19 protein-coding genes and 1 tRNA gene are annotated in these 17,927 nt (G+C 42.3%); 17 read left to right on the top strand and 3 right to left on the bottom strand.

Features of this window, described 5'->3' with window-relative positions; translation table 11 throughout:
• The first annotated feature begins 135 nt into the window (after positions 1–135).
• From DWX33_RS13495 to DWX33_RS13460, 8 genes are all read left to right on the top strand, one after another.
• Positions 136–222, top strand: a tRNA-Ser gene (locus DWX33_RS13495).
• 133 nt (positions 223–355) lie between these two features.
• On the top strand, positions 356–1,576 hold the full coding sequence (gene xerC, locus DWX33_RS13490) for a tyrosine recombinase XerC (protein ID WP_008780336.1): 1,221 nt from the start codon (positions 356–358) through the stop codon (positions 1,574–1,576).
• A gap of 146 nt (positions 1,577–1,722) precedes the next feature.
• A complete protein-coding gene (gene dnaN, locus DWX33_RS13485; protein WP_057316599.1) occupies positions 1,723–2,835 on the top strand; it encodes a DNA polymerase III subunit beta in 1,113 nt (370 codons plus the stop codon).
• 3 nt (positions 2,836–2,838) lie between these two features.
• On the top strand, positions 2,839–3,240 hold the full coding sequence (locus DWX33_RS13480; protein WP_008780338.1) for a PcfK-like family protein: 402 nt from the start codon (positions 2,839–2,841) through the stop codon (positions 3,238–3,240).
• 1 nt (position 3,241) lies between these two features.
• Positions 3,242–4,561, top strand: a complete 1,320-nt coding sequence (locus DWX33_RS13475; RefSeq protein WP_122369144.1) for a PcfJ domain-containing protein — start codon at positions 3,242–3,244, stop codon at positions 4,559–4,561.
• Between the two features lie 10 nt (positions 4,562–4,571).
• Positions 4,572–5,531 (top strand): hypothetical protein, encoded by a 960-nt coding sequence (locus DWX33_RS22895; RefSeq protein ID WP_233570184.1) that lies wholly within the window; start codon positions 4,572–4,574, stop codon positions 5,529–5,531.
• Positions 5,521–6,057 (top strand): DUF6633 family protein, encoded by a 537-nt coding sequence (locus DWX33_RS13465; RefSeq protein WP_233563946.1) that lies wholly within the window; start codon positions 5,521–5,523, stop codon positions 6,055–6,057. Before DWX33_RS22895 ends, DWX33_RS13465 begins: the two co-directional genes overlap by 11 nt.
• Before the next feature lie 39 nt (positions 6,058–6,096).
• Entirely contained in the window at positions 6,097–6,648 is a 552-nt protein-coding gene (locus DWX33_RS13460; protein WP_122369142.1) for a phage antirepressor N-terminal domain-containing protein, read from the top strand.
• Positions 6,649–6,838: 190 nt separating this feature from the next.
• Here DWX33_RS13460 and DWX33_RS13455 read toward each other — a convergent pair whose 3' ends face one another.
• Positions 6,839–7,612, bottom strand: coding sequence for a hypothetical protein (locus DWX33_RS13455; protein ID WP_122369141.1), 774 nt, complete (start codon positions 7,610–7,612; stop codon positions 6,839–6,841).
• 533 nt (positions 7,613–8,145) lie between these two features.
• On the opposite strand from DWX33_RS13455, the gene DWX33_RS13445 reads away from it, so the two are divergent.
• From DWX33_RS13445 to DWX33_RS13410, 8 genes are all read left to right on the top strand, one after another.
• A complete protein-coding gene (locus DWX33_RS13445; RefSeq protein ID WP_122369140.1) occupies positions 8,146–8,646 on the top strand; it encodes a hypothetical protein in 501 nt (166 codons plus the stop codon).
• A gap of 96 nt (positions 8,647–8,742) precedes the next feature.
• Positions 8,743–9,216: a VRR-NUC domain-containing protein gene (locus tag DWX33_RS13440; protein ID WP_122369139.1), complete on the top strand. Its 474-nt coding sequence runs from the start codon at positions 8,743–8,745 to the stop codon at positions 9,214–9,216.
• A gap of 34 nt (positions 9,217–9,250) precedes the next feature.
• Positions 9,251–10,678: an SAM-dependent methyltransferase gene (locus tag DWX33_RS22890; RefSeq protein ID WP_122369138.1), complete on the top strand. Its 1,428-nt coding sequence runs from the start codon at positions 9,251–9,253 to the stop codon at positions 10,676–10,678.
• A gap of 37 nt (positions 10,679–10,715) precedes the next feature.
• Complete coding sequence (locus DWX33_RS13430) at positions 10,716–10,943, top strand: hypothetical protein (RefSeq protein WP_128616836.1); 228 nt, start codon at positions 10,716–10,718, stop codon at positions 10,941–10,943.
• A 6-nt stretch (positions 10,944–10,949) separates the two neighbouring features.
• Positions 10,950–11,522: a phBC6A51 family helix-turn-helix protein gene (locus DWX33_RS13425; RefSeq protein WP_057316578.1), complete on the top strand. Its 573-nt coding sequence runs from the start codon at positions 10,950–10,952 to the stop codon at positions 11,520–11,522.
• On the top strand, positions 11,443–12,885 hold the full coding sequence (gene terL, locus DWX33_RS13420; protein ID WP_172718852.1) for a phage terminase large subunit: 1,443 nt from the start codon (positions 11,443–11,445) through the stop codon (positions 12,883–12,885). The genes DWX33_RS13425 and terL overlap by 80 nt, the downstream gene beginning before the upstream one ends.
• A gap of 185 nt (positions 12,886–13,070) precedes the next feature.
• Positions 13,071–14,540 carry a phage portal protein gene (locus DWX33_RS13415; RefSeq protein WP_122369136.1) on the top strand — a complete coding sequence of 490 codons (1,470 nt, stop codon included), beginning with the start codon at positions 13,071–13,073 and terminating at the stop codon, positions 14,538–14,540.
• Complete coding sequence (locus DWX33_RS13410; protein ID WP_057316572.1) at positions 14,537–15,841, top strand: hypothetical protein; 1,305 nt, start codon at positions 14,537–14,539, stop codon at positions 15,839–15,841. The genes DWX33_RS13415 and DWX33_RS13410 overlap by 4 nt, the downstream gene beginning before the upstream one ends.
• A 220-nt stretch (positions 15,842–16,061) precedes the next feature.
• Here DWX33_RS13410 and DWX33_RS13405 read toward each other — a convergent pair whose 3' ends face one another.
• Together DWX33_RS13405 and DWX33_RS13400 are read right to left on the bottom strand one after the other, a co-directional pair.
• Positions 16,062–16,883, bottom strand: a complete 822-nt coding sequence (locus DWX33_RS13405; protein WP_057316570.1) for a BRO family protein — start codon at positions 16,881–16,883, stop codon at positions 16,062–16,064.
• 184 nt (positions 16,884–17,067) lie between these two features.
• On the bottom strand, positions 17,068–17,304 hold the full coding sequence (locus DWX33_RS13400; RefSeq protein ID WP_122369135.1) for a hypothetical protein: 237 nt from the start codon (positions 17,302–17,304) through the stop codon (positions 17,068–17,070).
• Positions 17,305–17,585: 281 nt separating this feature from the next.
• On the opposite strand from DWX33_RS13400, the gene DWX33_RS13395 reads away from it, so the two are divergent.
• The gene (locus DWX33_RS13395) at positions 17,586–17,777 is read left to right on the top strand and encodes a DUF6722 family protein (protein WP_008780357.1); all 192 of its coding nucleotides are present in this window, start codon (positions 17,586–17,588) and stop codon (positions 17,775–17,777) included.
• Positions 17,778–17,927: the final 150 nt, after the last annotated feature.

Raw genomic sequence — 17,927 nt, 5'->3', positions numbered from 1 at the left:
AGAGGTATTAGTTATATGTTTTAAAGAGGGGCGTTCTGTGAAGAATGCCCTTTTTTGTATTTGATAAAGTAATTTTAGCCTTTCAAGAGAATAACGATACTATATTTTATGTACTTTTGTACACATCAACCACAAGGAAAGATGCCGGAGTGGTCGAACGGGCCGCACTCGAAATGCGGTGAGCGGGTAACCGCTCCCTGGGTTCGAATCCCAGTCTTTCCGCTTGATTATTAGCTCTTTGTTGTAATGATACTGTAGGGGATTTGTTCATTTTAGCCTCCTTACATCCCTATTCATACAAGCTTTTTTTGCATGAATAGCATAAATGATTTACAAATAGTTTACAGTAAAAATTATGGCATATTTCAAAATTTGCGTACGAGCTAAGAGAAAAGACAATACGTATCCTGTTTATATTCGTGTAACCCATCACGGACAGGTAGGATATATAAAAACAGATAAAGTCTGCAAGGCTAAGTCTGTTCGGAAGGGTGAGGTAATAGATAATTACATCATCAAGGATATTTCTATTCTTATTGACGGGTATATGTCCCGGCTTAATCGTGAAGATATACAATGTTGGGATATCAGAAAGATACTGGACTTCTTGAGGAGGGATTCTAGCGCACCTTCTTTTTCTGAATTTTGTGAGGGGTTTACCTCTAAGATGGATAACGAGGGAAGAGAATCCACGTCGATAAATTATAAGCTTGCGTTAAGGCGCTTGGAGGAATATATGGGGAAAGACGACATTCTCTTCTCTGATCTTACATCGTCTATATTCAAGGAGTGGATAGATTCGATGAAAGATAGCTTGTACAAGAAACATGGCTATCCGAAGCGGATCAAGACAATGTTTATGGCTGGATGCGAGCGGTATAATAATTATGATACCGGCGAGATGCTTATACGGAATAACCCGTTTAGGGGAGTGAGGGTACCTAGACCTACAGTTCCAGAGAAAAGGGCATTGGACATTAGAACCGTTCGAGATTTTTTTGCGGTATCCGCGGAGTATGGATCAAGAGCTGATCGTGCTAGGGATGTGTGCGAGATCGTTTTTTGTCTTGCCGGAATTAACACCGCTGACCTGTATTATATGGAAAAAGAGAACCTTAGAGACGGAAAGATGTGTTACTGCAGACGTAAGACTACTAATAGGAGGGATGACAAGGCGTATATAGAGATAGCCGTACCAGATAGGCTATCTCATTTGCTTGAGAAATATGCTGGAGAAAAAAGGCTGTTTAACTTCTGTGAGACTTATGGATCAAGTAAGAATTTCAATAAATGTATAAATGAGGGAATAAGTGATATAACAAGAAAAAACGACCTTCCTCATATTTCTGTCTATTCGTTTCGGCATAGTTGGGCTACATTCGCTCAAAACGATTTCGATGCAAGTTTGGATTTAGTAGGCTTTTGCCTTAACCATGCTTCTTCCCATAGGGTGACATCTGGGTATGTTAAGACCGATTTTAGCGTTATCGACCGCTTGAATGCCAAGATTCTTGATTATGTATTTGAAGAAAAAAACGAAAAAAAGATGGAAATAATTTGCGGATTAAAAAAATGACTCTATCTTTGCCGTTGAAATAGCGAGTTGGATTTTAGACGAAAGTTTGAGATCCAACTTTTTGTGTTTATGTGTGTTTGGTCTCTTCTTTCTGTAAACTTCCATAAAACAATGACTTACCGGGTGCCTTTAAAAAAACAGGCACTATGACGATTTCTATTTCTAAAACAGCGCTGCTATCAAGATTGCAGCTTTTGGCGAAGATCATACCCGCCAAATCATCCACGCCGATCCTTTGTCATTTCTTGTTTGAGACGAGGGAAGGCCGGTTATTCATCACCGGATCGAATAGCGAGGGCCGGATAACCACCAGCCTTGAGTGCATCTTCGACGAGGAGATATCTATTTGTGTCCCGACTTCCTTATTAGAAGGACTGAGGAACCTGCCCGAGCAACCAATTGATATAATCATCAACAAGGATACCCGTGAGATAAGGATCAAGTACCATGGTGGAAAGTTCGAGGTGGTGGGTTATGCCCCATCTACCTATCCGGGAAAAAGATCGATCGAGGTCTTGGACTCTGTGTCATTGAGCGCGGAGGATTTATTCAATGGGATATCCAAGGTCATAAATTTGGCCGGGAATGATGATATCCGTCCGGTCCTAAGCTCTGTCTTTATTGAGACGGAACCGGAGACCGTATGCTTTGTCGGTGCGGACGGGCATGGTATGGGATTCTTGAGAAAGGGCAATGATAGACAGGTTGGCAAGATCTCAGTTATAATCAGCCGTCCTATAGCCTCGGTATTGAAGGCGATACTTCCGGCTTCCTCCGATAACATGGAAATGAGGGTCGGTGCGGATTGGTCCGATGTCATATTCAATGACTATGAGATATCGTTCCGGAATGTGGAGGGGAGATATCCTAATTGGAAAGCTGTGGTACCCAAGGCGAATAAGCTGGAACTACTTGTTGACACCGGACAACTGATCGGGGCTATTAAAAGGACATCGGTGTTCTCCAATAAGGCCTCATGCCTTATCGTCTTGAGGATCATTCGTGATAAGTTGACCGTATTCGCCCAAGATATAGATTTCTCGACTTCCGCGGAGGAAACGTTGGAGGTCGATTTTAACGGGAATGAGTTCTCGATCGGGATTAAGGGATCGTTGCTTCTTGAGATACTCTCATGTATCGATGACGGGCGTACGAGGCTTTCCTTTAGCGAGCCTAGCCGCGCTATCTTGATAACTCCGGAGAACCAATCCGGGAACGAGGAACTTACCTATTTATTAATGCCCATGACAATCCCGTAAGTTATGAAAGAGTTCAAAGATACAATCCAGAAATATTTGCAGGAGAGGGCGGCGGAAGATCTTCTGTTTGCCCCGAGACTTGCCAATCCTAAAAAGAGTATAGACGAGTGTTGTCGTTATATCTTGGGAGAGGCCCGTAAGCGTGGAACCTCTGTCGTGATGAGTGATACGGAGGTTTTTGGTATGGCCGTACATTATTATGATGAGGAGAATATCGAGGTCGGAAAAGTTCCTGTCGGTAGCTCCGTTTCTTCTTCCCATAAAGTAGAACTTACGGAGGAAGAAAAGAACGCTGCCCGTCAGGCGGCCATCAAAAGGTTGACCGAAGAGCAATACCGATCGCTTAAAAAAAGGCCGGCCAAGAAGAAGGTTGATGAGAGTGTCCAACAAATGAGCCTGTTTTGATATGAAGCCGAGAACGAGATTGGAAAAGTTGGTGGCGGGATTGAGCGAAAAGCTTCCCGCCATCACAAAGGCGCAGGAGGAATGGGCCAAGGAACACGTGTTCGACCATGTAGCTTACAAATGTAAGAATGAGTTGTGGTGCTCTGAATGTGGCGAGATATGGGTTAATACGGGTAATAGTAAATTGGGTGACAAGACCGAATGCCCTTATTGCCACCATCAATTAGATGTAAAGGTCAGCAGAAAGCAGAAGAACCATGAGGAGGCGTATATGTCCATCCTGCAAGTGAGAGGCGGGTTTCAGGTGATCCGGCATATACTATGTTGGAAAAACGCCCGTAGGGGAACTTCCCCGGTGTATTATGATTTTACTGAAGTTGTTCAAGAATGGATTCGTGAAGACGGAAAACGTACGATCATAGCCCGTCCAATAAATATGGGACGTAACGGATTTGCGTATAGTTCCCCTCTTAGTATCAAGGGTGAATATGGAAGTAACCCATATAATTATTACGGTGATTTATATGCGATATTTGGAGAGCTTTATCCAAGGAAAGAATTACTTCCGGAATTGAAAAAACGGGGGCTGAATCGACTGTTCCCGGATGTAACCCCGTCTAAGTTGATACGTGACTTGTTGAAAGGCGGAAACGATGCGGAACTGTGTCTCAAGACCGGGCAAATATCCATGCTGAAGCACATGTATAAAAACGGCTTCTGTCAACTTCGCTATAAGCCATCATTCAATATCTGCAACCGTAACCATTATGTTATCAAGGATGCGTCCATGTGGGAAGATTATATGTATTTACTATCTTATTTCGGCAAGGACTTGCGTAACGCGCATTATGTCTGTCCCAAGAACCTGAAAGTTGCACATGATGGGCTTTTGAAAAAGAAAACGGCAATAGAAGCTAAGTTGAGACAGGAAAGGGATCGTATAGCAGCTATCCGTAGGCGTGAAAAGCTCATGAAGGATATAGCCGGCTTCTACGAGCGGATGGAAAAGTTTTTCGGAATGAAAATCACGGATGGCAACATAGTCATTTGCCCGTTGGAGAGTATTACCCAGTTTTATCAAGAAGGAAAGGCGATGCACCATTGCGTATATCAGAACGGATACTACAGACGGCCGGATCGCTTGATACTGTCCGCAAAGGACACCGGTGGCAAGCGTATCGAGACGATAGAGGTGAACTTGAAGACGCTGAATATCGTCCAGTCCCGGGCCGTTTGCAATGGCGTAAGTGAGTATCACGACCAGATAGTAAAACTGGTGAAGAAGAATATGAACCTGATTCGTCAGAAATTGATAGCGTAAATTTACAAGGATGACTTACATTGAACTTATAAATAATTTTTGGGAATTGGATGAAGACTGGCAATTTACCTGCTGTGAAACGAGGCTTTATTTTTATTTGTTGAAAACAGTGAATCGTTTAGGCTGGGTGGATAGCTGGACGCGTAGCGATGCAAAGGTGTCGTCTGACGTGGGAGTGTCAGTCAATTCGATGAAAACAGCCCGTAATAGATTAGTTCAAGCAGGTCTGATAGAATTTAAATCGGGAGGAAATGGACAGCGGGATAAAACGAGGTATATCGTTAGGTGTCAAAATTTGATACCTAAACTACAACCTAAACATGAACCTAATCTTATACCTAACCGTGAACCTAAACCGCAACCATATATTAATAAGACTAAGATAAAGACTAAGAATATTAATATACCCCCCACACCCCCCAAGGGGGTTGACAAAGCAAAAGAAAAAGAGCTTTTGGAAAAGGAGGAGGCTTTACGTGTTTTGGAAGAAGAGTTGAAGAAACGGGAGGCGGAACTGGGTGCACAATCGGACAATCCACCATCCAAACCGAAAAAGCGTCCTAATCCGTTGAACTCAGAAGCAAGGAAACTTTTCGAGGAACGCTATCAGGCTCTTTTCTCATCCAACTATTACTGGAGTGCGAAAGATGCGGGAAATATGTCTTCTTTGCTCAAGAAGTTGAAATTTCAACGGGAGAAGAAGAATTTACCTATTGACGACCAAGGCGTGTTGAATGCTTTGAAGTACTTATTGGATTCAATCACTGACGGTTGGATATTGGAAAACTTCAGTGTGACGAATATTAATTCGAAGTTTAATGAAATTGTCTCACAGATAATGGCAAGGAAACAAGAACATGGAAATACTAAACATACAGACGGAGCGAAAGCCCGTGAACAACAAACCGATAGAGAAATCATGGAATATGCCCGTAGTGCCTTCAGAAAAGACGTATTCGGTGATTCGTAGATATGGGGATGGGGAAAGCTTTGCGAAGACATTCAACCCATCTTTACAGACGATATGTGCCCAAAACATAGAACGGTCCTTTTTGGGCGATGCTCCATCATTGGCATTGCTGTCGCAAACTTATCCAAATGAGCAGGTAAACACTTGGATTATTGCCCATTTGATGGACTTATACAAATTCGCAGGGGTTAAGGAGAAGCCTTCGTTTCAGCAAGTCTTGGAACTAGCTGTGATGATACGGGTTGAATATTATTATTTTAAAGCTTCTGAACTGCTGTTGTTTTTCTTCAAGCTCAAGTCAGGGGAATATGGTACGTTCTATGGTGTGGTCGATCCGATGGTGATTATGGCAGCCTTGATCGAATTCAAGGCATATCGTCGGCATCAGCGGGAGATCTACGACCGTGAAATACAACGCAAAATACGGGAGGAAAAATGGGCGGAATGGGAGAGGAAGTCTGTTCCTTGCCCAGCGTATTTGAAATTGGCGAAAGCGTTTGTGGAGGAAATACAAAATGCGGAATGAATATAATCCTTGAATAAAAAATCATTAAAAGTTACAATTATGGCAAATTTAACATTAAACACGAGAGAAATTGCGAAAGTAAACAATGTCGCTATCATGGCCGGTAATGATCCTAAACAGTTGGTCCCTATCAAACCTATTTGTGATGTTCTTGGCATAGACGCCAAAGCTCAACGTAATAGAATTGATCGTGATGAAATATTAAGTTCAACCGGGGTCATTATGACCTCGGTTGCAGCAGATGGGAAAGAACGTGAGATGTATTGTATTCCACTTCGATATGTCTTTGGGTGGTTATTTTCAATTGACACAAACCGTGTTGATGAAGAAGCAAGACCCTCAGTCATTAAGTACAAAATGCAGTGCTACGATGTATTATATGATCATTTCTCCTCTTACGCCAGCTTCGTCAACCAAAAGCAAAAACGACAAGCGGAAGACTGGGCACGTATCCAAATTCTGAAAAAGGAATTTCATGAAGCGAAGAACAAGCTGGCCAAGGCAACAAAGCAAATGAACATGACTGTCGATTATTCGTTTGAGCAATGGAAGGCCAACGGGAAACAATTGATTCTTGATTTTGATGATTGAATTCAGAATTCGATAGGGAATTCGAGTGTTATTTTGCTATTATTAGGATGTTGATCAAGAGAATATACACCTTGGTGATTTCTATAGCTGATATAAGAAACCCAGCTGTGTTTTCCAACCTCGATCTACTGCCGCATATAAGGGCAGTAGATCGAGGTTGGAAAACCGACTTTTACGATACTGTAAAAATTTATTTGGGTTGTTTTCCATAACCTTCTAATTGTATATGTGGTAAATTGTTTAATTTGTATTTGCCCGACTTAATTTGTGATACAACTTCTTCTCTTGAAATACCAAAATTGCTTGATATATAATGAAAATGAGGTTGATTATTATTCCATTTTTCCTTACCTTTAAGACTATCATATGTCGTGATTAGGCAATGCCATTTTTCCCCTTTATCAAGAAAATTAGCAATCAAGCATTTCCTGTTTTCCACGATTTCTTTTAGCTGTCCATCTGTTAGCCCCGATTTTCCTATTATCTCAATGCCTCCATCGTCTTTTTTATGAATGGCAATAGGTAATGAGTATTCATCAGTTCCATTAGGGAGTAATTCTGAAGTATATTGGCTCAATGTATAACCTTCCTTCTCTGCTTCAGCATACAACGACAGTAAACTTTCAGGAGATAACATTTCTTCTTTCAGTAAATTGATTTGGTCTTTCTTTTTTAAATCAGGTTTTGTTAATAAAATTACCCAAGAGGCAGATATGGGATTTGATGTCATGGCTTTATACAAATTATCCCATGCGATAAGGGCTTGCTTAAATGTTTCTAACCCTTTTATTGAAGGCTCTTTTTCCCCGGATAGTTCATCGATGGGTATTCCTCCATCAATCATCTTATAAACAATAAAATCATTCTTGTAATGTTCTATAGGTTTCTCATACTCAAAATCACCTGATTCAAATGCTTGAAAGTATTCCCCTGTTTTTGGATTAAAAAATTCTGAAAACTTCATACTTTACAATTATATCTTTATTTTTCTCAAAGTTATCTACATTTTCTACATCAACAAACAAAATTCCAAAAAACTTTCCTATCTTTGCAATGTCCTAATTTATCAGCGTGGCGGGTGACCGCCGAACATAATTTTTGTGTCGGCATTTTTTATGCCCATACATGAACGTATTATAAAGTATAACGGTTTCGTACCCCCATGATACGGCTTAATGGCCGTAACTGCCGCGCTGGTGTAGGACAATGGGACAGGCGAAACCGTTTTTGTCTATCCACTTATAACAAACAATGTTGTATTATGTCCAAACAGCGTAACATTGATTTGTCGGGGAATAATAGTACCCAACAACCAACGGCTCAACCCTCCGAAATGGGTAAGTACTCCACACTAGAACTGCAAGCCGCATTCGATGCCGGCCGTGCTCTCGGTAGAACTGAAGGTATGCTCTCTTACCAACGCCACATCATGAACCAGCTCTTTGCAGAGAATCAGAAGCTCAATCGGAAACTTCAGGAACAGAAAGGAGGCCGGTCATGAGAGAACAATATGTAAGAATACTAGTTCCCAATTATAATCCGGATCCTCTTAGCGTGAAGCAATTCTTCCAAATGCAGAGCTTTGCCAAAGACGTGCAAACCTATTTACCTTATCAAAGCACCACTTTGCTCGATTTCATGTCTATTGCCTACAACTATTGCTTGAAGACTCGGCAAAATTCGTTGGATAATATGGCCTGTTATCGTGACGGCTTTAGGCACAAGGTTATGCTATTCCTGACGAAGTATTATCCTAATGGATTCAAGAAAAACAAGAAAGGTTTGTCAGATACCTGCTACAAAGAACTTTTGAAATATCGCAAGCCTCGCTTCAAACGTGATTTCCTTGGTGAGTATGAGCCAATAGAGCGCATTTGGTTTATCCTCGCGTTACGTGCCTGCCACAGCTTTTTATTGTCCGGACATCTAATCGGCGATATAAATCAATTTGCCTACAAACTTGAGAAAATAGCTTTAATGATGAAAGGAGATATCTAAGGACTAAATAGTTAATAGATATTTTATTTCTCGGAAGATGTTCTTCTATTTTGAGGAACATCTTTCTTTTCTTATATATCTTAGTTAAAATAGGATATGAAGGAACATTGTTGTATCATCTGTAACAAGAAAACAGTATCAGTAATCAATACAGAAGAAGGACCAGTTTGTTATAACTGCTACTCTGATAAAAAGAACCCTCCAAAACAGAAGCAACATCATGACAACGAAGAAGCTCGGATTCAGTCGGAGTTTTTCAATAAGGTTCCTTTATTCTTCCCGAACCTACCGGATCGGCTCCTTTTTGCAGTCCCGAACGGTGGTAGCCGGCATAAAATAGAAGCGGCTAATATGAAGCGCCAAGGCGTTAAACGAGGTGTAGCTGATGTGATCCTTCAGATACCGAAAAAGGGGTATGCTTCCCTTTGTTTGGAGTTCAAGACATCGACGGGAAAACAATCTCCCGATCAAAAAGAATACCAACGCCAAGTTGAAATGGCAGGTAGTAAGTATGTGATTGTTCGGAGCGTGGAACAGGCTATCCGGGAACTGCAACTGTATTTGTGTTAATTGATTACCCCTGTTATATTTTAGAATAAAAGTTATGACAGAATTGAAGTATGACCCTCGGAATTATCGCATCCACACAGATAAGAACAAGAGATTGATTCGTAAAAGTTTGGAGGATTGTGGAGCGGGGCGTTCTATCCTTTTCGATAAGGATGATTGCATCATTGCAGGGAACGGAGTGTACGAGCAAGCGCTGGAATTAGGCTTACCGGTTCGAATTGTGGAGTCTGATGGTACGGAATTGATTGCTATCAAGCGTACAGATCTCTCAACTGAGGATTCTCGGCGTAAGGCGCTTGCCCTAGCTGACAATTATACCTCTGATACGTCTGTATTTGACTTTGACGCGATCGTTGAAGATTTCGGTGCAGACGAGTTGGATGCTTGGGAATTTAAAATCGATGATCTGAATATTGATGATATCTCCATCGACGATGTGATGCCGGACAAGGAGCGTGTCGGCAGCTTGAAAGAACGTTTCATTATTCCTCCTTTCTCAGTACTTGACTCTAAACTTGGAAACTGGCAAGACCGGAAACGTGCCTGGCTTGATCTTGGTATAAAGAGTGATGATGGCCGGGAGAAGGAGATTACATTTAGCCGATCAGCGCAACCACCCCGAGTATACGAAGCCCGTAACGTAATTCGTGAAAAAACAGGTGCCGATCCGTCGTGGAACGAATTGCAGAAGTATTGCCGGGATCATGGTATCCCGTTTATGGATGGAACCTCGATCTTTGACCCGGTACTGTGCGAGCTGGCCTACCGGTGGTTTAATATTCCCAATGGTTGTATCCTGGACCCATTTGCTGGTGGCTCCGTTCGTGGTATTGTTGCATCTATGTTGGATATGACTTATTTTGGTGTTGATCTAAGGCCGGAACAGGTCGAAGCCAACTGTAAAAACGCAGTTGAAGTATTAGGGGAGGAGTTCGGCGGGAAAGGCGGTCATAAATTTGCTCCTCTGTGGCTTTGTGGAGATAGTGTAGAGATAGATGCCCTGGCAGAAGGTTATGAGGCAGACTTGGTTTTTAGTTGTCCTCCGTATGCGGACCTAGAAGTGTATAGTGACGATCCGGCAGACCTATCGACGATGGATTATCCTGAATTCCTGCAAGCGTATAAAGAAATCATTAGGAAGAGTTGTTCGCTGTTGAAGCCTAATCGATTCGCCGTGTTTGTAGTAGGAGAGGTTCGCGATAAGAGTGGTGTGTATCGGAGTTTTGTTCCTGATACGATCGCTGCGTTCCAGGAGGCAGGCTTGCATTATTACAATGAGATGATACTGGTTAACAACATAGGTAGTCTGGCTATGAGAGCCGGAAAGCAGTTTAGTAATAGCCGAAAGATTGGTAAGCAGCATCAAAATGTGCTTGTATTCTATAAAGGGGATCTGAGTAAGATTAAGGAAAATTTTCCCGAACTTGATTTCTCGAATGATGATTTGTTTAAGGAAGATTGATAAATTTGGCGAATAACTAGAGAAAAGGATATTCGCCATGAAAATAAAATTATGTATGATTTATCGTGAGGTTTTAGCGAAGAGATTAGAACGTAAACGCTTGCAACTTGCGGAGTTGGAGAGACAGATAAATAGTGAAGGTGTTTCTTCATCGGTGGATAAGCGTAAATATATTGAGTTGAAAGCTATCGTGAATGAATTGGAGAATTGCCTTGATATGGCGGATTCTATGTTTAAATTTAGTAAGGAAGAAAAAGGAGAGTAGTATTTAATGGCAAAGTATAGTCAAAAATTGGTGGATCGAATTTGTTCTCTTATTCGGGAGGATAGCTATACTATTGCCGAGATTTGTGATTTGGTCGGTATAAACAAGGATACTTACTATACTTGGATGAAAACAAAATCCGACTTTTCCGACTCTATAAAAAAAGCGGAAGACGCACGGATGCAATTCTTTGTTGCCGAGGCCCAGAAGTCTTTATTAAAGAAGATTCAAGGTTATGAGGTGGAAGAGTCGAAGATCACGTATGTCGATAGTGGTAAACCTGTGGTTGATGAGAATGGAAAAGAGAAACAGAAACCTAAGATCAAAGAGAAAACTATAGTCAAGAAGCATATCCAGCCGGATACCGCTGCTATTATTTTCACCTTGACAAATGGTAATCCAGATCGTTGGAAAAACAGGCAGGATTCTAACATTAGTGGGCTTACTCCCGTAAGTAAGTTTGAGGGGATGACCGATGAGCAATTAGAGGATTTTATCTATGGAGAAAAACAGAAGAGAGATATTGTTGTTGATGGCAGAGGCGGCGGATGTGCTGAGACGCCGGAAAGCGAAAAATGATTTTTGGTCATATTGTTTATATTATGACCCGAAATTCTTTTCCAGACGCTTATTTTTGAAACATGTGGCGGACGCTTTTACTCGTGTGTATGATTCTTATCAAGATGGTGTTATTCGCAGGTTGGCCGTTTCCATGCCGCCACGTGCCGGTAAGTCCTATATATCCTCGTTGTTCATCGCTTGGATGCTCGGTCACTTCCCGGAAGAGTCGGTCATGCGCAACTGCTGTTCCGATACGCTGTATAACAAGCTGTCTTACGACACGCGCGACATCGTCCGTTCTTCCCGGTTTAAGGAAATCTTCCCAGATATACAATTGCGTGGTGATAAACAGAACGTGCATGGCTGGAGCTTGGAAGCTGCCCGGCAGGTGAGTTACTTCGGGGCTGGTGTAGGCGGTACGGTGATCGGCTTCGGTGCTTCTATGTTGGCTATGACCGACGACTTGTATAAGAGTTTGGAGGATGCACTATCTGACACCAATAACGAAAAGGTCTGGTCGTGGAAGCAGGGAACGCATGATTCCCGTATCGAAGGAAATTGTAGCTCTATCGACATCGGTACCCGCTGGTCTGCCACTGACGTGCTCGGCCGTATGGAGGAGATGGGAAAGTATGACGAGATCATTCGTATCGCCGCCTTGGATGAGAACGACCGTTCTTTTTGTGAGGAGGTACATACGACAGAGTATTATCACGAATTGCGTGAGGAAACGGACGATTCCATTTGGTGTGCCGAGTATATGCAAGATCCAATCGAGGCAATCGGGTTGTTGTTCCCGAAATCGGAGCTTAACCGATTTAAATTGGCTGATATTGAGGGCAAGCAACCGGACGGTGTTATCGGAGCTACCGATGTGGCTGACGAGGGAGACGATGATTTCTGTGCTCCGATTGCCAAGGTATTCGGTACGAAGTATTTCATTACCGATGTGCTGTTTACGAAAGATAATGTCGAGATCACCGAACCGAAGTTGGTTTCCTTGATCCTTGATACTCGTTGCGACAATATGCGTATCGAGAGTAACAACGGTGGTCGTTTGTTCGCCCTCAATGTCCGTAAGGCTGTAAAGGCAAAGAATGAAAAATGTATCATTCAGGCGAAACCGACAACAGCCAATAAGGATACACGTATCTTGTTGAAGTCTGGTTGGATCAAGAAGCATTGTTATTTCTTGGAAGAAAGCGAGTATAAGAAAGGTTCGGACTACGACCGTTTTATGAAAGCGCTTACCGGTTACAAGAAAGAGGGAGGCAATAAGCATGACGACGCACCTGACGGAATGACGATCCTTGCCGAGAATGTAGAGTTTATTGGGTTGTGCAAGGCTAACTCTGTACGTCGGGTAGCAAGAGGACGATAATTGGCAAAATGAAAGTGTTTTTCTGATATTTGTGACACATGTTAGATAAAATCCCGATATTTTTCTGCCACATACTTGCGTTTTGATATGTGTTCTTGGTTTTTACATTTCAAAGTGAACTTGTCTAGACTGGTCGTATTGACAGCGAAAAACTATTTGCTTTTATATTTTAGCATAAAACAATTATGCCAAGTATAAGCGAAATTCTTGCGAATGAAGATTTTGGGCAGGTAGTCAGTACGTTATGTGTCGATACGATTGAATACCGGGAACCAAGAGAATATTACAGAGAATACCACGGTGAGCGCCGGCGACGTAAAACTTCTGTTGGCTGGCGTGAGCCTAAGCGTTTAGAAGTCTATTCGGATACTTTGGTGGATAAAAATGGTGAACCAGTACGCCTTCCTGATAAGATCGTAGATGTGGCCCGTATCGTAACCAACTTTCCGAAGAAGGAGGTGCGTACCTCTGTCGCTTTCCTGTTCGGCGGGCAAATGACGATTACCGGAGCTGATCAAAACGATGGCTTTCAAGAGTTCAAGCGTGTATGGGAACGCCGGTTGAAGATGCAATCCGTCTTGAAGTCATTCGCTCGCAAGGTGCTTTCTGAAAGTAAGGCTGCTCTTGTGTTCTATCCGTATACCTCCAAAGGATTAGACGGCAAATTGATTACGGAGTTAAAAGTAAAAACACTTTCTGTTCCCCGTAATGAAAATACTTTCTCTGAATTTTATCCCCATTTCGACGATAACGATGATATGGATGCCTTTATCCATCGTTACCAAGTGAACTCTAATGGTATGATCCGGAACAGCTGCACGATTTGGATGGCGGATAAGATTATTACGGCTATCGATGAAATGGGTGGCTGGGTGATAAAAGAGGTTCCCAATCTATTTGGGAAAATTCCGGTTGTGTATGCCGATGTATTCCAACCTGAATGGGATGAAGTAGCGTTTCTGATGGATGCTCGTGAAATGCGTATTTCTCGCATGGTGGATACAAATGATTACTATGGTGATCCGATGTTGAAGACATTCGATGTGGCTGACCTGCCGACTAAAGACACTGTCGGCAAAGAATTGTCTTTTACGTCTAAAGTACATCCGGAAACGCAACAATTGTATCATGGCGATGCGGAATACCTTACTTGGAACGGCTCTCAACCATCTGTGGATAAAGAGTTGGAAGAAACCAAATGCGAGCTGTTTTCCGGTACATCCACGCCTGATCTTTCCTTTGATAACTTGAAAGGCATTGGCAACCTGTCCGGTGTCGCTCGTAAATTCATGCTGATGGATGCCACTATCAAGGCGAGTGAGAACATGGAAACATTCGGTCCGGTCGTACAACGTTGTGTGTCGGTCGTGTTGGCCGGAATATGCAATATTACCAACATCAAGTATCGTCCCCAGCTGGTAAACAACCTGATCGATGTGGAATTTGGTTCCATTTTGCCGGAAGATTTGGCTGAAACCTTGCAAACACTCTCTGTTGCCAATGGAGGCAAACCGATTAACGCTCAGCGCACGGTTACGGCTCATTCTCCGCTAACAGAAGACTTGGACGAAGAAATGAAGCTGATGGAGGAAGAGGAAGATACAGCAGCGCAACGCAATAATATGATCGGCTTAACAATGGGATATGGAGAATGAAAGAACTATCATTTCATGAGCGACAATTCCTGCAATGTCTGTTCCGGCAACAAGGTAGCATAAAGTATTCGTTTGACGAGTTTGTCCGTAGGGTAGGACCTCTTCTGGCTAAATGGTCGGATCATGGCGGTGACCGTGTATGGATAGGCAACGCTACCATAGAGAAGCAAATCGAACGTCTGTTGGATGACCTGCATACGCAGCTCGTAAGCAATATATCCAATACAGTTACCGATGTATGGAATTTAGGCAATAGGAAAGCGGATGAACTGGTAACAGGTTATATCAAGGATATGGCCATATCCAGTACGTTGAAGGATAAGATGTTTTCCAGAAGTGCAGATGCGCTGAATACCCTGTTGAAACGTAAGGATGAATTTGGTAAAACCATATCCTCCCGTGTCTGGGATATAACGGACGGAGCTATGGATAATCTGGAGTATTATCTTTCTTCGGGTTTGTCTTCCGGCCGTCCGGCTGCGTTGATCAGCCAAGATATACGGCAATTACTAAACGAACCCAACCGTCGTTTCCGCCGTGTAAGGGACGCGAATGGCAAATTGGTCCCATCCCAGCCGATGAAAGATTATCATCCGGGGCAGGGTATTTATCGTTCATCTTATAAAAACGCCCTTCGACTAGCAGCAACGAAAACAAACGAGGCTTTTCGAACTGCCGATTATGAACGTTGGCAGAATATGGACTTCGTGATCGGTATAGAGGTGGAACGTTCACCAACGAATCACGGTCCGTGTCCTGTGTGTGACGCCAAGGCTGGCCAATACCCGAAGGATTTCAAGTTTACAGGATGGCACCCGTTTTGTATTTGCATATCTACGCCGATTATGATGGATCATGAGGAGTTCGCTGAATGGTTACTGGGTGATGGAAAGCCAAAGGATTCGATTAATGTAGCGTCCGATAAAGTGAGATTTAAGGAGATCAAGGAAAAGGCTTCTTTATTAAAACAAACTGTTATTCGGAATAAAGATTTTCGGAAAGATATACAGATTACCGGTCGTGGTATAAAAGAGTGGTTGAACCAGCCACATAAATATTACGAGAAAAAGAATGAAATGCTTTTGGATATAGCTTCTGTGATAAAGGATGCGGAATATATTGGTTGCGGAAATGATAAGCATGGATATAATGCTATTGTTCATTTGTTTGAGACAAAAGTGGAAAACGAAAAGTCTTGGATTCTTGTGAAAGAGCAGGCGGATGGTAGCACATCGTTATATAGTATCTCTGATAGCATAAATATATTGAGATTATTGGAAAAGAAGAAAGGCGATTCATAAGTAGCCCCGTGGAACTACAATCCACGACTTGCTTATAAACCGCCTTCTTTTTGCAAAAATATAAATAATCTCCTAATTGTTTAGCGATTTAGGAATTTTAATCGTAAAATCAACTGTTGGCGCCAGCATAATAGTTGAACAACTGCGGTGCTGAACACCGTGGTTGAACTGGGGTGCTGATGACCCCAGTTGTTACGCTCGGCATAATGGTTGGAATTAATCAAATTACTTCTGCTTCCTCCTTAGGTTGCTCTACCACCTTAAAGAGGTTGGCGAGAAATTCCAGCCCTTTCTGAGTAACGAGCACTTTTAAGACCATGAATCCATCGTGATTGTTCCGGTCAATCCATTTCTCTTTTAGGACGAAATAACCACGCTTCACATATTCCTGCTTCGGTTCGTTCTTGTTCTTGAAGAATACACCCATATCACGAAGTTTTTGGAACAAGGTATTTCTGCCGAATGGGAGATTCAGGATTTTTGCGGACTGGCCGATGTCGATACGTTCGTCCGCATCCATTATTTTATCCATAAAGTCTGCCTTGGGACGTAGTTTGTTGTTTTCTTTTACTACGGTTTCAACTTTTTTCTCCAGCTGCCGGATTCGTTCTTCTTTGCGCTTCATGGTGTCTTTGGCAACCAATAAGGCACGAGCCATGATCTCCTCCGGTGTCTCGTCTTCTTTGGCAATCATGTAACCGCCGGTTTTGCGGATGGCGGGGAGGATCTCTTCGCATACCCAGTCTTGGAACTTTTCTGCCTCGGGTAATTTGGAGCGCATAACTAAGCGGTAAACATCGGATTCTGGGATGAAAGAGATTTCTACTTTCTGTTCTGTACTTTTACCATATTGGTTTGTTGTGATTGAGACCCCCTCGTGTTTCACGACCCCCTTACAATGTCTATTGATAGCATCATATCGATTACTATACCCTAACATCGCTGCCACATCATTGGCCACAAACATTGGTTTATCATCTATAACCGTAACTCTGATTTGTCCGAATACCGGACTTTGGAAATATTGTATCTTCGCTTCCATAATGAGTCGTATTTAAAAGTGAAAGGGCAAAGACCGGAATTGCCTATTGTGGCTGTTTGCAATTCCAATCAATGCCCTTTATTAATATCTTTCTCTGGAGAACAGCCACGAGCTCCGGATTAGAACGTTCTGAAGTAATATATAAGTCAGATTTTCTTTTTCCGGAGGCAGATGGCGATACCTTCTATACTTTCGCTTTTTGTTCCTGTAGTTTCGAATTTAACTTCTCAGCCTCCTTTTGCATATTTTCGGAAGCATGTTTGATGTAGCATAGCATTCCCTCGGTTCTTCCGATTTCTCGACCGGTATTGAATGCGGCTTGCAGTTCTGGAGTGGAGTATTTACCCATTTCGGAGGGTTGGGCCGTTGGTTGTTGGGTACTATTATTTACCGACAAACAATTTTTTTCAGTGTACGACATTTACTGATATATTTGTTTGTTAAGCAGAAAAGACAACGGTTCTGCACTACCCGTTGTCGTACACCTGAAAGGCAGTGGACGCATTAACGTTCCACACGGGGTTACAGAACCGTTATATCTATATCCTCACTTATGGACAAAAATACCCTAAGCGATAAGATTTGGCGAGTTACCCACCTTTCAGTATGTACGACACCACAAAGATGAGCACTAATTCTGAATCCCACAAGAAAAAATAGAAATACCTTTGCGTTTTCATCTTGTTGTGCTATTTTTGCGTTATGTGGAAAGAGAAATTAGGAAACTATTTGATTGATGTCTCGAAATATATCTTTACAGGTGTAGTGGTAGCGTCTTTATTCAAGGATATGGAAGATAATAAGTGGCTGATTTATGGCCTAGGCTTTACGTCTTCTATTTTAGCCTTAATAGCAGGATTGGTATTAACGAATAAGAAAAAGGAGGATAAGTAATGGGAGCTATAATTGGATTCGCCGTGATAGGCATACCTTGTGCCGCATTTTTGATCTATTGCCTTACGCCTTCTGGCAAACAATGGCTTAGATCCAATCACATGATTTGACAAGATAGATTCTTATAGGAATAATTTAGAGATGAAAGCC

Origin of the sequence: Parabacteroides sp. AF19-14, from assembly GCF_003635485.1 — a bacterium.
GTDB lineage: Bacteria > Bacteroidota > Bacteroidia > Bacteroidales > Tannerellaceae > Parabacteroides > Parabacteroides distasonis.
The sequence above is the reverse complement of the archived record's forward strand: the minus strand, read 5'-3'. Positions and strand labels throughout refer to the sequence as shown.

Excerpts from the sequence above, each read along its gene's own strand:
- DWX33_RS13455 (WP_122369141.1), bottom strand. The coding sequence starts at position 7,612 with ATGAAGTTTTCAGAATTTTTTAATCCAAAAACAGGGGAATACTTTCAA.
- DWX33_RS22890 (WP_122369138.1), top strand. The coding sequence starts at position 9,251 with ATGACAGAATTGAAGTATGACCCTCGGAATTATCGCATCCACACAGAT.
- dnaN (WP_057316599.1), top strand. The coding sequence starts at position 1,723 with ATGACGATTTCTATTTCTAAAACAGCGCTGCTATCAAGATTGCAGCTT.
- DWX33_RS13460 (WP_122369142.1), top strand. The coding sequence starts at position 6,097 with ATGGCAAATTTAACATTAAACACGAGAGAAATTGCGAAAGTAAACAAT.
- DWX33_RS22895 (WP_233570184.1), top strand. The coding sequence starts at position 4,572 with ATGACTTACATTGAACTTATAAATAATTTTTGGGAATTGGATGAAGAC.
- DWX33_RS13415 (WP_122369136.1), top strand. The coding sequence starts at position 13,071 with ATGCCAAGTATAAGCGAAATTCTTGCGAATGAAGATTTTGGGCAGGTA.
- DWX33_RS13445 (WP_122369140.1), top strand. The coding sequence starts at position 8,146 with ATGAGAGAACAATATGTAAGAATACTAGTTCCCAATTATAATCCGGAT.
- DWX33_RS13440 (WP_122369139.1), top strand. The coding sequence starts at position 8,743 with ATGAAGGAACATTGTTGTATCATCTGTAACAAGAAAACAGTATCAGTA.
- DWX33_RS13475 (WP_122369144.1), top strand. The coding sequence starts at position 3,242 with ATGAAGCCGAGAACGAGATTGGAAAAGTTGGTGGCGGGATTGAGCGAA.
- DWX33_RS13480 (WP_008780338.1), top strand. The coding sequence starts at position 2,839 with ATGAAAGAGTTCAAAGATACAATCCAGAAATATTTGCAGGAGAGGGCG.
- DWX33_RS13405 (WP_057316570.1), bottom strand. The coding sequence starts at position 16,883 with ATGGAAGCGAAGATACAATATTTCCAAAGTCCGGTATTCGGACAAATC.
- DWX33_RS13425 (WP_057316578.1), top strand. The coding sequence starts at position 10,950 with ATGGCAAAGTATAGTCAAAAATTGGTGGATCGAATTTGTTCTCTTATT.
- xerC (WP_008780336.1), top strand. The coding sequence starts at position 356 with ATGGCATATTTCAAAATTTGCGTACGAGCTAAGAGAAAAGACAATACG.
- DWX33_RS13395 (WP_008780357.1), top strand. The coding sequence starts at position 17,586 with ATGTGGAAAGAGAAATTAGGAAACTATTTGATTGATGTCTCGAAATAT.
- DWX33_RS13430 (WP_128616836.1), top strand. The coding sequence starts at position 10,716 with ATGAAAATAAAATTATGTATGATTTATCGTGAGGTTTTAGCGAAGAGA.
- DWX33_RS13400 (WP_122369135.1), bottom strand. The coding sequence starts at position 17,304 with ATGTCGTACACTGAAAAAAATTGTTTGTCGGTAAATAATAGTACCCAA.
- DWX33_RS13410 (WP_057316572.1), top strand. The coding sequence starts at position 14,537 with ATGAAAGAACTATCATTTCATGAGCGACAATTCCTGCAATGTCTGTTC.
- terL (WP_172718852.1), top strand. The coding sequence starts at position 11,443 with ATGGAGAAAAACAGAAGAGAGATATTGTTGTTGATGGCAGAGGCGGCG.